This is a genomic window from Brachybacterium paraconglomeratum, assembly GCF_039541415.1.
Lineage (GTDB): Bacteria > Actinomycetota > Actinomycetes > Actinomycetales > Dermabacteraceae > Brachybacterium > Brachybacterium paraconglomeratum_A.
In genome coordinates, this window is sequence record NZ_BAABGE010000004.1 from 1 (window position 1) to 12,298 (window position 12,298).

A 12,298-nucleotide genomic window follows, 5' to 3' on the forward strand; every position below is an offset into this window, starting at 1 on the left:
CGTCATCCGCGCCCTACTCGACACCGGAGGATTCAGAACCGAACTACACCGTCATCTGTGAAGAGCCGATATAGCCGGTGCCCTCACCGTCGCTGCGCGGGGTGCCCTCGAAGTACGTGAACCCGGCCGCGGTCAGCTCGTCGTCCGCGGTGCTGGCGTAGTTGACCTCTTCGCCGCCGTCGTCGAGGAAGAAGTCCTGTTGGCTGATGACTCCGCCGAACTGGTCGCCGGCGGTCACCTTCACCTCGAGGTAGATCATCTCGCCGTCAGGGTTATCGCTGGCCATGTAGTACTCGGTGTCGTTGCCGCGCACCGCGGAGACGATGGTGATCACATCGCCGGTCTCCTCGTCGGTGAACTCGGTGCCGATCTCCACCACGGTGCCAGCCTCGGCGCCCGCGGCGTCATCACCGGCTGCGTCATCATCGTCCGCGGCCTCCTCGGTGTCCTCGGCGTCCTGAGTGTCGGCGGTGTCCTCGGTGTCTGCGGACTCCTCGGCGTCGGCGTCTTCCGGCTCCGCCTCCTGCTCGGTGACCGCGGCGGGCTGCTCCTCGGCGGGAGCTTCGTCCGTACCGCCGCAGGCGGTCAGGGCCAGCATGGTGGCGGCGGCCAGAGCGGCGCCGCGGGCAATGATCGTGCGGGACATGGAGTCCTCCTTCTGCGGGCCGGGGTACGGCGAAGGCCGTTCCCCTGCGTTGAGGAGCTGCACGGTCGCGCGGCCCCGGTCCTCGGCGCGGGACCGGTGTTGCGGTCCCTGGCCTGTGACGATGCGTCGAGCCTAGGAAGGTTGCACGATTCGCGCCATGGGGAGGAGTACCCGTGCAGAGCTGCCCAGTCAGAGGTCCCCATCGCCACTCGCCACCCGCCATTCCGTCCTTCCGCCTGACACCAGCGGCACCCACAGCCCGGTGCCACCACCAATCTGTCTCTCACGAGTTCTTCAACGCCCTACAGCCGTTCGCGCCTCGCCAGGGACAGAGTTCTGGTGGCGCGTGACGTGCTGGGGCTGCCTGTCGTTCTGGTGGCGGGTGATGTGCTGGGGCTGCCTGTCGTTCTGGTGGCGGGTGATGTGCTGGGGCTGCCTGTCGTTCTGGTGGCGGGTGACGTGCTGGGGATGCCTGGCTTACTGGTGGCAACTGACGTGCTGGTGGTGCCTGACGTGCTGGTGCCGCGCTCAGCGCAGCGCCAGCTGCTCGACCTTGCGTCGGCCGAAGGCACCGACCTCATCGATGGCTCGGAGGATGTCCTGCTGGGTTCTCTCCCAGTCGTGCCACACCTGCGCGTAGCTCAGCCGGAGCACCTGCAGCCCGTGTCGAATCGCCCGCAGATCTCGGCGCCGGTCCCGGCTGAAGGCATCCTCGCCGTCGTGGAACTCCCGGCCGTCGATCTCCAGGAAGAGACCGCCGACGTAGGCATCCAGCAGCCCGACCCCGTCCACGAACACCTGCTGTTCGACCTGGAAGTGCCGCCGACGCAGCCAGCGCGCCACCCTCGTCTCCGATCCCGAGTCGCTGGCGGTGGACAGAGTTCCGATCCGTGAGCGGACTGCGTCAGGGGCATCGTCGAGCAGTTGCTGCACGGCCGCAGGGGACAAGAGCCGGCGCTCCATCGCGGACTCGAGAAGTACCGCGGCGGTCTCCCCGCTGCAGCAGCGGAGCGCATGCTCGAGGGTGAGAGACACGGAGGCGACCGCATCCTGCTCTGGCCAAGATCTGACGCGGGGGAGATGAGTGATCATGCCGTCGGGGACGGCACGCTCATCGCCATAGCGGTAGACGTGAAGCAGGTGTTCCTCGGCTGGAGTGTCATCCGGTGTCCACAGCCCATGCAGCCGGGCAGCATCCACGCAGGTGAGACGAAACCCGGCGATGAGCGCGCGGATCACGTCAGGGGAGGCGGAGGGCCGCGCGATCCAGCCTCGGGCCACGCGCTGCAGCTCGCCTCGCTCGAGAGCGGCTCGCATCGTCCATGGAGTGAGGCCGAAGACGACAAGTTCGCTGCGCCGAGCAATGCCGAGCTGCCTCGCGGTGAGGTGCAAGGTTCCTCGACGCCGACGGTTCGGGCGGAAGGGAGGCACCGCGCTCGCCGGCAGGATCAGTCGACTCGGTCCGTACATGTCCCGAGTCTCGGCAACGACGGGGCGCAACGGGGCGAGACCGTCATCGCTGTGGACAACGTGGAGGTGGGGAGGAACCGTCGCGGACGGAAGGGCCGCTTGCGCCGGGCAGAGCACGACAGGTTCCACCAGAAAACGGTCTGTGGTGAGGTTTGAACGGTGTAGAGCCGTTCAACCCTCACCACAGACAAAGTTCTGGTGGCCAGTACTGGTGGCCCGTACCGGTGACCCACGCGGGGCCGGTATAGGAGGCGGCCCGTGCGGGAGCTGGCCGGTGCGGGAGCTGGCCTGCGCGGGAGCTGGCCCGAACGGCAGCCACCCCGGCAGCCAGCCCGAACGGCAGCCAGCCCGAACGGCAGCCAGCCCGGCGGCCGGCTGCCCTCAGCGGGTCACCACTCCAGGATCTGCCAGCGCTTCTTCTTCGCGACCGCGTAGAGGCCGAGGTCCGGGGCGACTGCGGCGGGGGTGCCCACCAGCTCGAGCCAGGCGGCGTCGGCGTGGGAGTCTCCGTAGCCGTAGGAGGTGGACAGGTCCGCGCCGTGCAGGTCGGCGTACTTGCGCAGCCAGTTCGCGCGGGCCTCATCGACCAGCGGGGGAGTGGCCAGGTAGCCGGTCATCACCCCGGAGGTGTCTTCGTCCATGTGAGTGGCGATGACCTCGTCGAACAGATCGGCGAGCGGCTCGACCAGCACGTCCAGCGCGCCGGAGACCAGCACCGTGCGGTGCCCGGCGGCGCGGTGGCGCTCGATGGTCTCGAGTGCCTCGGGGAGGATCGAGGCCCGGATCCGGCGCCCGGCCTCGCCCTGCATCAGGGTGCGCAGATCTGCACTGCGGTACCCCTTGTAACGGCGGTTGACCAGGCGGATCAGCTCTGAGCGGTCGCGCTTGTCGGCACGCAGGTAGCCGGGGACAGCGGCCAGCAGGCCGCCGATCTCCGCCGGCCAGGTGCGGCGCGGCTTGGTGGCGCGGACCACGGCGAAGTACTGCTGGACGATGTTGGTGGAGAGCACAGTGCCGTCGAGGTCGAACACGGCCAGCGTGTTCTCGGAGCGCTTCAGCTCGGGGACGGGGCGGGAGGCCCGCTTCTTCTGGGCGGACTTCGCCCGGGAGTAGGCCTTGGTGAGGTCCGTGACCGCGGGCAGGTGCTGCTGCTGGAAGTAGTCCTTCCAGACCAGGCCCTTGATGTCGAAGTCATGGGTCTCGAGGAAGGCGGCCGGCAGCTCCTCGCGCAGCGCCCGAGTGTTGGCGTCGTCGAAGACCATCTCGGTCTTCGTGTAGTGCCGGTACAGCTCGATGTACTTGCGCAGCATGGTCAGGCCCGAGGTGGCCTTGTGCAGGCTGGCGGTCCATTCCCGGGTGCGCTTGGTGGCCGGGAGGTAGGCGACCGCGGCGGAGCCGAGCTTCGCGGAGAGCTCCTTGGCACGGAACCGCTGCTCGACCATCTCGACGGCGGGGAAGGACCATTCGGGCACCGGGATCGGACGGCCCTTGTCATCCTCGAGCGGGTACTTCACGAAGTACTCGCGCACCGCGGTGACCATCTCGTGGAAGGGCAGCGGGTTCGACGCGCCGGAGACCACCTGGAAGTAGGCGTCGTCGCCGCGGCGGGAGACGTCCTGGGTGGCGAGCGCGACGATCACGTTGACGACGTGGTCCACGGGGATGACGTCGAGGATCGAATCGGCCAGGCCCGGGAACTCCTGCAGCACGCCGCGGCCGTAGGCCATGATCAGCGGGTCGGCGACCTTGTAGCCGTCGATCCAGCCCGGATAGGGCTTCTTCATCGCGGATTCGATGATGGAGGGGCGCACGAAGGAGACGCGGTGCCCGTTGCCGGCCCACAGCTCCTCGGCGACCTGCTCGGCCATCGCCTTGGTGAAGGTGTAGATGTCGGTCCAGCCCACGGACTGGGCGCGGGTGCGGCCGAAGTCGATCAGGCGCTCGTCGACCCATTCGCGGCGCGATTCCTCGGAGGCTGCGGCGACTGCCGAGGGGCCCATCCGGCCGTGACGGCCCTTGGCGGCATTGATCTGGGAGCGCAGCGTCTCGGGGCGGCGGGACTCCGCATCGACCCGGGCGCGGGCCTGCATCGCGGCCTCGTACTCGGCGCGCCAGTCGACGTCGGCCTGGAGGGAGCCCTCCTGGCGCAGACCCTTCGCGATGCCGCCGACGTAGGCGGTGGAGACATGGATGACGTGCGGGTCCTGGCCCGAGGCCAGCAGCGCCTCGTACAGGTTCCGGGCACCGCCGACGTTGGTGCGGAAGGCGTCGTCGATCGGCGGGTCGAAGGAGACCGAGGAGGCCGAGTGGATCACGGTGTCGAAGGGCTCCGTGATCGCGGGCATATCGGTGAGGTCACCCTCGAGCACGCTCACGCGAGCGTCGAAGATCTCCTTCAGCTGTGCCTTGCCGTCGACCGGTGCTTCGTCGGTGCCCTCAGCGCTCAGCAGCTCGGCCCAGGAGGAGAAGACAGGCTTGCGCAGCAGCTGCTCGAGCCGCTTGCGCCCGGTGACGGAGCCCTTGGGGCGCACGACGGCGGTGACATGGGTGTCCGGCGTGGTCTCCAGCAGCGAGCGGAGCACTGCCTGGCCCAGGAAGCCGGTGACTCCGGTCAACAGGATCCGACGCCCTCCGCTGGTGGTGCCGCCGGAAGCGGTCTGAACGGCGGAGGCGGTGGTGTGGGTCATGGGATCCTCTGTGGACGGGTACGGCGGGGCGCGGGTTCCGGGGCCACACGGGTCGCGCGCGGGAGCCCTGCGGTGCTCCCACCAGGGAGCTTCTCCGCGCTGGTCAGGGCCTCGCTAGTGTATCGTAGCCGCCATGCATAGGGCCCTGATCACCGGCGGCACTGCAGGCATCGGGGCCGCGTTCGCCAGAGCGTTCGCGGGCCGGGGGACAGCTCTTGTGCTGGTCGCGCGGAACCCTGAGCGCCTGGAAGAGGCCGCCGCGCAGTTCCGTCGCGAGTACGGCGTCGAGGTCGAGACGATGGTCGCCGACCTCTCCGACCGCGACGCCCAGCAGCGCGTCGCCGACCGCCTCGAAGCGTCCGCCGATCCCGTGGACGTCTTCGTCAACAACGCCGGGTTCTCGGTGAGGGCTTCGCTGCTCGATGAGGACCTCTCGCAGCACGACCTCGGCTTCGAGGTGATGATCCGAGCGGTGCTCAAGCTGGGCGGCGCCGCCGGGCGGGGGATGAGCGCCCGGGGTCGGGGCTGGATCATCAACGTCGGTTCCGTCTCCGCACTGGTCACCCAGAACAACTACTCCGCCATCAAGGCGTGGGTGGGCAACTACTCGGAATCCCTCGGCGTCCAGCTCATCGGCACCGGCGTACAGGTCACGGCGCTGATGCCGGGCTGGGTGCGCACGGAGTTCCATACCCGCGCCGGGATCAAGGGCTCCTCGATCCCCGGTGTGCTCTGGCTCGAGGCCGACCGCCTGGTCGAGGACTGCCTGCGGGACGTCTCCCGCGGGAAGCCCGTCTCGATCCCCTCGAAGCGCTGGAAGGGGATCGCGGCGGTGCTGCGCATGACTCCGCGCGGTCTGGTGGCCCGGCTGAGCGCCCTGCTCAGCCATCGCCGGAAGCGGGAGAAGTGATCGCGTGACCTCTGAGGACACCCCGCAACCCACCGACCCGGCCGACGGCACACCTCCGGCCGACGGGACACCCCCAGGCGACGGCGCGGCTGCCGCCGAGGTCACGGGCCCCGGTGAAGGCTCGCTGTCCGCCGACGAGACCCGCCGCGCTGCAGCCGCTGAGGAACCCGTCTCCTCGAAGGTGCGCGGGAGGCGGACGCTGAAGTCGCTGTCCGCGCGCTCCCGGGGGGAGGGCTGGGAGAGGCCCCAGGGCGATCTGGCCAAGTACCGCTCGCAGGCACGGGCCGCACTGCGCTTCGTGGCGCAGCGCGGGTTCTTCGGCGCGGTGGTCGGCTCGAACCTCACCACCTCGAAGGTGGTCCACCGCCGGGTGAAGACCGTGCGCGGTCCGTTCGTGCTGGTCGCGAACCATTCCAGCCACATCGACGCCCCGATGCTGGCGCGCGGCCTGCCCTGGGCGCAGGCACGCTTCCTGTCCACCGGAGTCGCGGCGGACTACTTCTTCAACGTCTGGTACCGCCGGCTCTTCGTGCGGATCATCTTCAACGCCTTCCCGATCGATCGCGGCGGCTCCCGCAAGCACTCCGGCACCTCCCGCAAGCTGCTCCGCGCGGGCGTGCCGATCCTGGTGTTCCCCGAGGGGACCCGCCAGCTGGACGGGAAGATGGCCGACTTCAAGCCCGGCGCCGCCGCACTCGCGATCGGGGTCGGCGTGCCCGTCGTCCCCGCCGCAATCATCGGAGCCCACGAGGCGATGCCCAAGGGGCGCAGCTGGCCGAAGCCGGGCCGCCCCCCGGTCGCCGTGGTCTTCGGTGAGCCGATGATCTCCCACGAGGACGAATCCGCGGTGGATTTCTCCGCCCGGATCCGGGCCCGGGTCAAGGACCTGTACGACGAGCATCACGACGAGGTTCTGGGCAGCGCTGTCCGGGACGAGGAGGAATCCGCATGAGCGACCGGCTGAGCGCACGCGAGGTCAAGCGGCATAAGTGGTGGGGCTGGGGTCTGAGCGATGTCACCTTCCGCTACGACAACAAGCCCGCCTTCGCCCCGCTGGCGAAGAACAAGATCGGGGTGGACCTGGCTGCCAAGAGCACCCCCGTCACGCCTGTCCTGTCGGACTTCGAGGTGCCCGCGAGCCGGCTGCCCGCGCCCGTGCGCTCACTGCTGACCAGCGTGGTCGGCGAGGAGAGCGTGCTCGAGGACGACGAGGTCCGGGTCGTGCATTCCTTCGGCCGCTCCCTGCCGGACCTGTTCCGCGTGCGGGCCGGCGACTTCGCCCGTCTGGTCGACGCGGTCGTCTACCCCGCCTCCGAGGAGGAGGTGGCCGCGCTGCTGAAGGTCGTGCTGGAGCAGGACCTGGTGCTGATCCCCTACGGCGGCGGGTCCAGCATCTCCGGCTCCGTCACGCCGGACATCTCCGAGCAGCGCCCCGTGATCTCCCTGAACCTCGGCCGGATGCGCGAGGTGCTCGAGATCGACGACACCGCGGGCCTGGCCCGGGTGGAGGCCGGTGCCTACGGCCCGGACCTGGAGGAGCAGCTGAACGCCGAGGGGTGGACCGTCGGCCACTTCCCCGACTCCTTCGCCTATTCGACGCTCGGCGGCTGGGCCGCGACCCGCTCCTCGGGCATGCAGTCCGACAAGTACGGCGACATCGAGGACATCGTGCGCGGTCTGCGCATGGTCCACCCCGACGGCATCGCCATCACCAAGCCGATCCCGGGACGCGATTCGGGCCCCAGCGTGCACGAGATGATCCTGGGCAGCGAGGGCCGGCTCGGCGTGATCACCGAGGCCACCGTCCAGGTGCACCGCCTGGCCCCGGTGCGCCAGGTCATCGCCTATATGTACCCCGATTGGGAGCACGGCATCCGCGGCATGCACGCGATCGCCCGCTCGACCGACGTGAAGCCCACCTTCACCCGCCTCTCCGACGGCCCCGAGACCGAGTTCAGCCTCTCGATGGTCAAGGAGCCCAGCTCCACCAAGGGCAAGGTCGCCGCGAAGGTGCAGGACGGCCTCTTCGCCTACCTCCGCTCCCAGGGCTGGGACACCACGGGCGAGATGTCGATCTCCTACGTCTGCTTCGAGGGCTCCAAGGCCGCGGTCGAGCAGCAGAAGGGGATCGTCAAGAAGATCGTGAAGGCCAATGGGGGCATCACCCTCGGCGCGGGCCCCGGCGCGATCTACGACCAGAAGAAGTTCGACACCCCATACCTGCGCGACTTCCTGATGGACTACCAGGTCTTCGGCGACGTCTGCGACACGGGGGCGACCTGGTCGAACCTCAACGCGGTCCACGCGAAGGCCTACGAGGCGTTCTATGCGGTGCAGGAGGAGCAGGGCCTGCCGGGCTTCATGTTCTGCCATATGTCGCACAGCTACCACGCGGGGGCCTGCCTCTACTTCACCTTCGCCTTCCCGTACTCCTCCGATGAGCAGGCGCTGGAGCAGTACTACGCCGCCAAGAGCGCCGTGCAGCAGACCTTCATGGATCTGGGCTCGACGCTCAGCCATCACCACGCGGTGGGCACCGAGCATCAGCCGTGGATCACCGAGGACCTCGGCGAGGTCGGCGCACGCATGGTCAAGGGCCTGTTCGCCGACAACGACCCGGGCCGGAACCTGAACCCCGGCAAGATCACCGCCCCCTGAGCGTGAAGAGCCAGCTCTGGGTGCTCCGCCATGGTGAGTCCACCGCGAATGTGGAGGGCCTGATCGTGTCGGTCCCCGGGCCGCGCGCGCTCACCGAGGTGGGGCTCACCGCGCGCGGCCGCACTCAGGCCCGCGCGGCGGCCCGAGAGGGCGTCGCGCAGGGCCTGGGGTCGGAGACGGTGGTGATCTCGAGCGACTTCGCGCGCGCTCTCCAGACCGCCGAGGAGTTCGCCGCAGGGCTCGGTGCTGGCGCGCCGCGGATCGATCAGCGGCTGCGCGAGCGCAGCTTCGGACGGTACGACGAAGGCCCCGCCAGCAGCTACGAGCAGGTATGGGCCGTGGACCGTGAGCGCGGCACCCACCAGGACGAGGTCGAGCAGGTCGCGGTGGTCGCCGCACGGGTGCTCGCAGTGCTGGCCGAGGCCGACGAGCTCGCGGTCGACGCGCCGGTCGTGCTGGTCGCCCACGGCGACGTGCTGCAGATCGCGCTCACGCTCGGCGCCGGCGCAGATCCCCATGATCATCGCGAACAGCCGCACCTGGGCAACGCCGAGCTGCGACTGCTCGGGCCCGCCCGGGGCGCTCCCACTGACGAGGGATCAGAGTGATGACCCGGCCGCTGACCGGCGGGGCCGTCCTCACGGTGCGCGGCGATCTGCGCTCGGTGCGCGCCGCCCTGGAGGAGTTCTTCCACAGTCGCGGCTGGAGCGTCGAGGCGGAAGGTCCCGGCCGCATCGACATCGCCCGAGGCAGCCGACGCCGCAGCGTCTTGTTCGGAGCCTTCGCCGGCCGGAACTTCCATCTCTCCGCGCCGATCGAGCTGCGCGAGGGTGCCGACGTCACCGAGATCCGCTACCTCTGGGGTGAGTCCGCGGGCCGTGCGCTCGGCGGAACCACGGGAAGGGCGCGTGCCGCCCGGGTGCATCGGGAGACGGCGACCGCGCTCGAACAACGGTTCGCGGCCGACGGGCGGCTCGTGGGGACGCGCACGCGCTGAGCCAGCAGTGCTGGCCCCGCAGGTATTGCGGCTGGCCCCGCAGGTGCTGCTGCTGGCTCCGCAGAGGCGGAGGACCTAAGAAATGCAGGCTCCCTCGCCATTGAAGGAGCCTGGGTTCGACCATAGCCGCCCCCGATGAGAAACAGATCACATCCCGGTCACAGTTCCTGCGGGGTGCCATGCTCGAGCGCTCCGGAGATCCCCCGCTCGTGCTTCTCTCGCAGCGATTCCCGAGCGGCGCCGGCGCGCCCCTACGATGGCCCCAGCGCCTTTCGAGGCGACAGTGAATCCCCAGCGACAGGACGAAGAAAACCATGGCACTGCGCATCGCCGTCTTCGGTGAGAACCGGCACGAGAAGCTCGACCCCACGGTGCAGGAGATCTATCCCGACGGGATGCACACCGTGATCGCGGAGAGTCTGCGCACCCTGCTCGCGGCCGACGGCATCGAGGCCGAGGTGCGGATCGCCCTGCTCGATGACATCGAGGAATCCCTCTCCGAGGAGGCGCTCGCCGAGACTGACGTGCTCACCTGGTGGGGCCACATGGCGCACGACGATGTGCCCGACGAGATCTCCGAGCGGGTGGTGCGCCGCGTCCACGAGGGCATGGGCCTGATCCCGCTGCACTCCGCCCACTATTCCAAGCCCTTCAAAGCGCTGATGGGCACCACCTGCAACCTGCTGTGGCGCAACGAGGGAGAGGAGGAGCGGGTGTGGACCGTGAACGGCTCCCACCCGATCGCCCGCGGCGTGCCGCACCCGATCGTCATCCCCGCCCAGGAGATGTACGGCGAGATGTTCGACATCCCCGCCCCCGACGAGCTGGTCTTCGTCTCCTCCTTCGCCGGGGGAGAGGTGTTCCGCTCCGGCGCCGCCTTCCGCCGCGGCAAGGGGAAGGTCTTCTACTTCAGCCCCGGCGATCAGGAGTACCCCGTCTACCACCAGAGCGAGATTCAGCGCGTGCTGGCCAACGCTGTGGCCTGGGCCCGCCCCGAGGAGCGAGAGAGCGCACCCGTGAAGATCGCCAACGCCCCGCGCGACTGGTTCCGCGGAGACGATCCCGACGGAGTCTCGCGTGTCATCTGAGCGCGCTGCTGCCACCCAGCCCGTCGCCACTCCGCCAGCCGGCAGCTCCGTCGGCAGGCACTCTGCCCGCACCCTGACCGATACCTCGGCGGCCCCGACGCCGGCCTTCGAGCGCACCGGCTTCCCGCCGCTGCCCGCCGACCGTCCCGCCCGCGTGGTGGTCGTCGGCGCAGGCGGGATGGGCAGCTGGTGGGCGCGGGAGATCGCCGCCAGCGGGGTGGCCGAGCTGGTGGGCGTCGCCGATCTGGTCGAGGGTGCGCCTCAGCGGGTGGTCGAGCAGTCGGGGGTCGCTGACCCCGCGGTCGTCGCCACCGGGGCCGACGGCGTCGACCTCGCTCTTGAGGTGGGCGCCGACCTGCTGGTGAACCCGACCGTGCCGCTCGCGCACCATCCGGTGACCGTCAAGGCGCTGCATGCCGGAATCCCGGTGCTCGGCGAGAAGCCGGTCACCGAGACCCTGTCCGAGGCGCTGAGCCTGGTCGCGCACACCGAGCTGACCGGGGTGCCGTTCATGGTCTCCCAGTCGCGGCGGTTCTTCCGCCAGGTGCGGCAGCTGCGCAGCTTCGTCGCCGCCCACGGGCCGACGGTGATGACCAGCGCCTTCTTCTCCCTGTTCGTCGAGCACGACGGGTTCCGCCGCACCCAGGACCATCCACTGCTGCGCGATATGGGCATCCACGCCTTCGATACCGCCCGATACATCACCGGCGCCGATCCGGTGGCGGTCACCGCCCTCGGCGCCCGGCCCGACTGGAGCGTCTACTCGCACGATGCGAGCGTGAGCGCGACCTTCGAGATGTCCGACGGGTCCCTGTTCGCCTATCACGGCACCTGGAACGCCCGCGGCCTGCCGACCTGGTGGAACAGTGAGTGGAGGATCGCCGCCCAGCACGGCTCCGCGACCTGGGACGGCACCGGGGTCCCGGTGCTCGGCACCGAGGACGAGGAGACCACCGCCCGCCTGCAGGCAGAGGTTGCGGCAGAGGACGCCCCGGAGCCGGATCAGATCGCGGCGTCGCTGGTGGAGTTCGTCAGCGCCCTGCGCGAGGGCCGCACCCCGATGTGCGAGGTGCACGAGAACCTGCTGAGCTTCGCGATGGTCGAGGCGGCCGTCGCCTCCGTGGAGAGCGGGCAGCGGATCGAGATCGACGAGCTGCTCGAGCAGGCGCGCCTCGAGGCGATCGCTGCCGAGGCCGATCCTGCGGCCCGCGAGCTGATGCAGTCCTGGACCTCGGTGCGCGAGGTGCTCAGCGCAGGTCGCTCCGGCGGAGGGGCCGCATGAGCATCACCTTCACCCGCCTGGATCCCGTCGGCGCTGACCGTGACGCCCTGATCGACTTCATGACGCGGAACGACTTCCCGTTCCACGTGCGCCACCACCCGCAGGCTGCGGATATCGAGGCGCTGATCAGCAGGGGCGCCTACCGGGACGAGGACAACGACTCGTTCTGGATCGATCACGGCGAGCTGGGGCGTATCGGCTTCCTGCGCCTGGAGGATCTGAGCGAGGGAGACCCGCTGTTCGACCTCCGGCTGGATGCCCCGTTCCGCGGCCGCGGCCTCGGCCTGCAGGTGCTCCGCGCCGTGGCCGAGCACGTCTTTCGCACCATGCCGAGCGTGCACCGCTTCGAGGGGCAGACCCGCGAGGACAACATCGCCATGCGCAAGACCTTCCTCCGCAGCGGCTGGGTCAAGGAGGCGCACTACCGGGAGGGCTGGCCGGTGGACGGCGGCGCACCGCTCGCCTCGGTCGCCTACAGCATCTTGCGACGGGACTGGGAGAGCGGGACGACGACCACCTTCGTCTGGGACGACCTGGTCGTCTGAGCGCCTGCGGGGGAG

11 protein-coding genes are annotated in these 12,298 nt (G+C 69.7%); 8 read left to right on the forward strand and 3 right to left on the reverse strand.

Features of this window, described 5'->3' with window-relative positions:
- Positions 1–43: 43 nt before the first annotated feature.
- The 3 genes from ABD893_RS04575 to ABD893_RS04585 all read right to left on the reverse strand — a co-directional run bounded on the left by ABD893_RS04575 (position 44) and on the right by ABD893_RS04585 (position 4,803).
- A complete protein-coding gene (locus ABD893_RS04575; protein WP_345076371.1) occupies positions 44–646 on the reverse strand; it encodes a hypothetical protein in 603 nt (200 codons plus the stop codon).
- 528 nt (positions 647–1,174) lie between these two features.
- On the reverse strand, positions 1,175–2,116 hold the full coding sequence (locus tag ABD893_RS04580; RefSeq protein ID WP_345076372.1) for an endonuclease domain-containing protein: 942 nt from the start codon (positions 2,114–2,116) through the stop codon (positions 1,175–1,177).
- Between the two features lie 389 nt (positions 2,117–2,505).
- On the reverse strand, positions 2,506–4,803 hold the full coding sequence (locus tag ABD893_RS04585) for an HAD-IB family hydrolase (RefSeq protein ID WP_345076373.1): 2,298 nt from the start codon (positions 4,801–4,803) through the stop codon (positions 2,506–2,508).
- Positions 4,804–4,936: 133 nt separating this feature from the next.
- Here ABD893_RS04585 and ABD893_RS04590 point away from each other — a divergent pair, with 133 nt between their 5' ends.
- The 8 genes from ABD893_RS04590 to ABD893_RS04625 all read left to right on the forward strand — a co-directional run bounded on the left by ABD893_RS04590 (position 4,937) and on the right by ABD893_RS04625 (position 12,283).
- The gene (locus tag ABD893_RS04590; protein WP_345076374.1) at positions 4,937–5,713 is read left to right on the forward strand and encodes an SDR family NAD(P)-dependent oxidoreductase; all 777 of its coding nucleotides are present in this window, start codon (positions 4,937–4,939) and stop codon (positions 5,711–5,713) included.
- A gap of 4 nt (positions 5,714–5,717) precedes the next feature.
- Complete coding sequence (locus ABD893_RS04595; protein WP_345076375.1) at positions 5,718–6,665, forward strand: lysophospholipid acyltransferase family protein; 948 nt, start codon at positions 5,718–5,720, stop codon at positions 6,663–6,665.
- Entirely contained in the window at positions 6,662–8,371 is a 1,710-nt protein-coding gene (locus ABD893_RS04600; RefSeq protein ID WP_345076376.1) for an FAD-binding oxidoreductase, read from the forward strand. The genes ABD893_RS04595 and ABD893_RS04600 overlap by 4 nt, the downstream gene beginning before the upstream one ends.
- Positions 8,372–8,373: 2 nt before the next feature.
- Positions 8,374–8,979: a histidine phosphatase family protein gene (locus ABD893_RS04605; protein ID WP_345076377.1), complete on the forward strand. Its 606-nt coding sequence runs from the start codon at positions 8,374–8,376 to the stop codon at positions 8,977–8,979.
- A complete protein-coding gene (locus ABD893_RS04610; RefSeq protein ID WP_345076378.1) occupies positions 8,979–9,368 on the forward strand; it encodes a hypothetical protein in 390 nt (129 codons plus the stop codon). Before ABD893_RS04605 ends, ABD893_RS04610 begins: the two co-directional genes overlap by 1 nt.
- Before the next feature lie 314 nt (positions 9,369–9,682).
- Positions 9,683–10,456 (forward strand): ThuA domain-containing protein, encoded by a 774-nt coding sequence (locus ABD893_RS04615; protein WP_345076379.1) that lies wholly within the window; start codon positions 9,683–9,685, stop codon positions 10,454–10,456.
- Positions 10,446–11,738, forward strand: coding sequence for a Gfo/Idh/MocA family protein (locus tag ABD893_RS04620; RefSeq protein ID WP_345076380.1), 1,293 nt, complete (start codon positions 10,446–10,448; stop codon positions 11,736–11,738). The genes ABD893_RS04615 and ABD893_RS04620 overlap by 11 nt, the downstream gene beginning before the upstream one ends.
- A complete protein-coding gene (locus ABD893_RS04625) occupies positions 11,735–12,283 on the forward strand; it encodes a GNAT family N-acetyltransferase (RefSeq protein WP_345076381.1) in 549 nt (182 codons plus the stop codon). The genes ABD893_RS04620 and ABD893_RS04625 overlap by 4 nt, the downstream gene beginning before the upstream one ends.
- The last annotated feature ends 15 nt before the right edge of the window (positions 12,284–12,298 follow it).

What these genes read in the sequence shown, in the direction of transcription:
- ABD893_RS04575 (WP_345076371.1), bottom strand. Translation starts at nt 646, where the DNA reads ATGTCCCGCACGATCATTGCCCGCGGCGCCGCTCTGGCCGCCGCCACC.
- ABD893_RS04580 (WP_345076372.1), bottom strand. Translation starts at nt 2,116, where the DNA reads ATGTACGGACCGAGTCGACTGATCCTGCCGGCGAGCGCGGTGCCTCCC.
- ABD893_RS04610 (WP_345076378.1), top strand. Translation starts at nt 8,979, where the DNA reads ATGACCCGGCCGCTGACCGGCGGGGCCGTCCTCACGGTGCGCGGCGAT.
- ABD893_RS04585 (WP_345076373.1), bottom strand. Translation starts at nt 4,803, where the DNA reads ATGACCCACACCACCGCCTCCGCCGTTCAGACCGCTTCCGGCGGCACC.
- ABD893_RS04590 (WP_345076374.1), top strand. Translation starts at nt 4,937, where the DNA reads ATGCATAGGGCCCTGATCACCGGCGGCACTGCAGGCATCGGGGCCGCG.
- ABD893_RS04600 (WP_345076376.1), top strand. Translation starts at nt 6,662, where the DNA reads ATGAGCGACCGGCTGAGCGCACGCGAGGTCAAGCGGCATAAGTGGTGG.
- ABD893_RS04615 (WP_345076379.1), top strand. Translation starts at nt 9,683, where the DNA reads ATGGCACTGCGCATCGCCGTCTTCGGTGAGAACCGGCACGAGAAGCTC.
- ABD893_RS04625 (WP_345076381.1), top strand. Translation starts at nt 11,735, where the DNA reads ATGAGCATCACCTTCACCCGCCTGGATCCCGTCGGCGCTGACCGTGAC.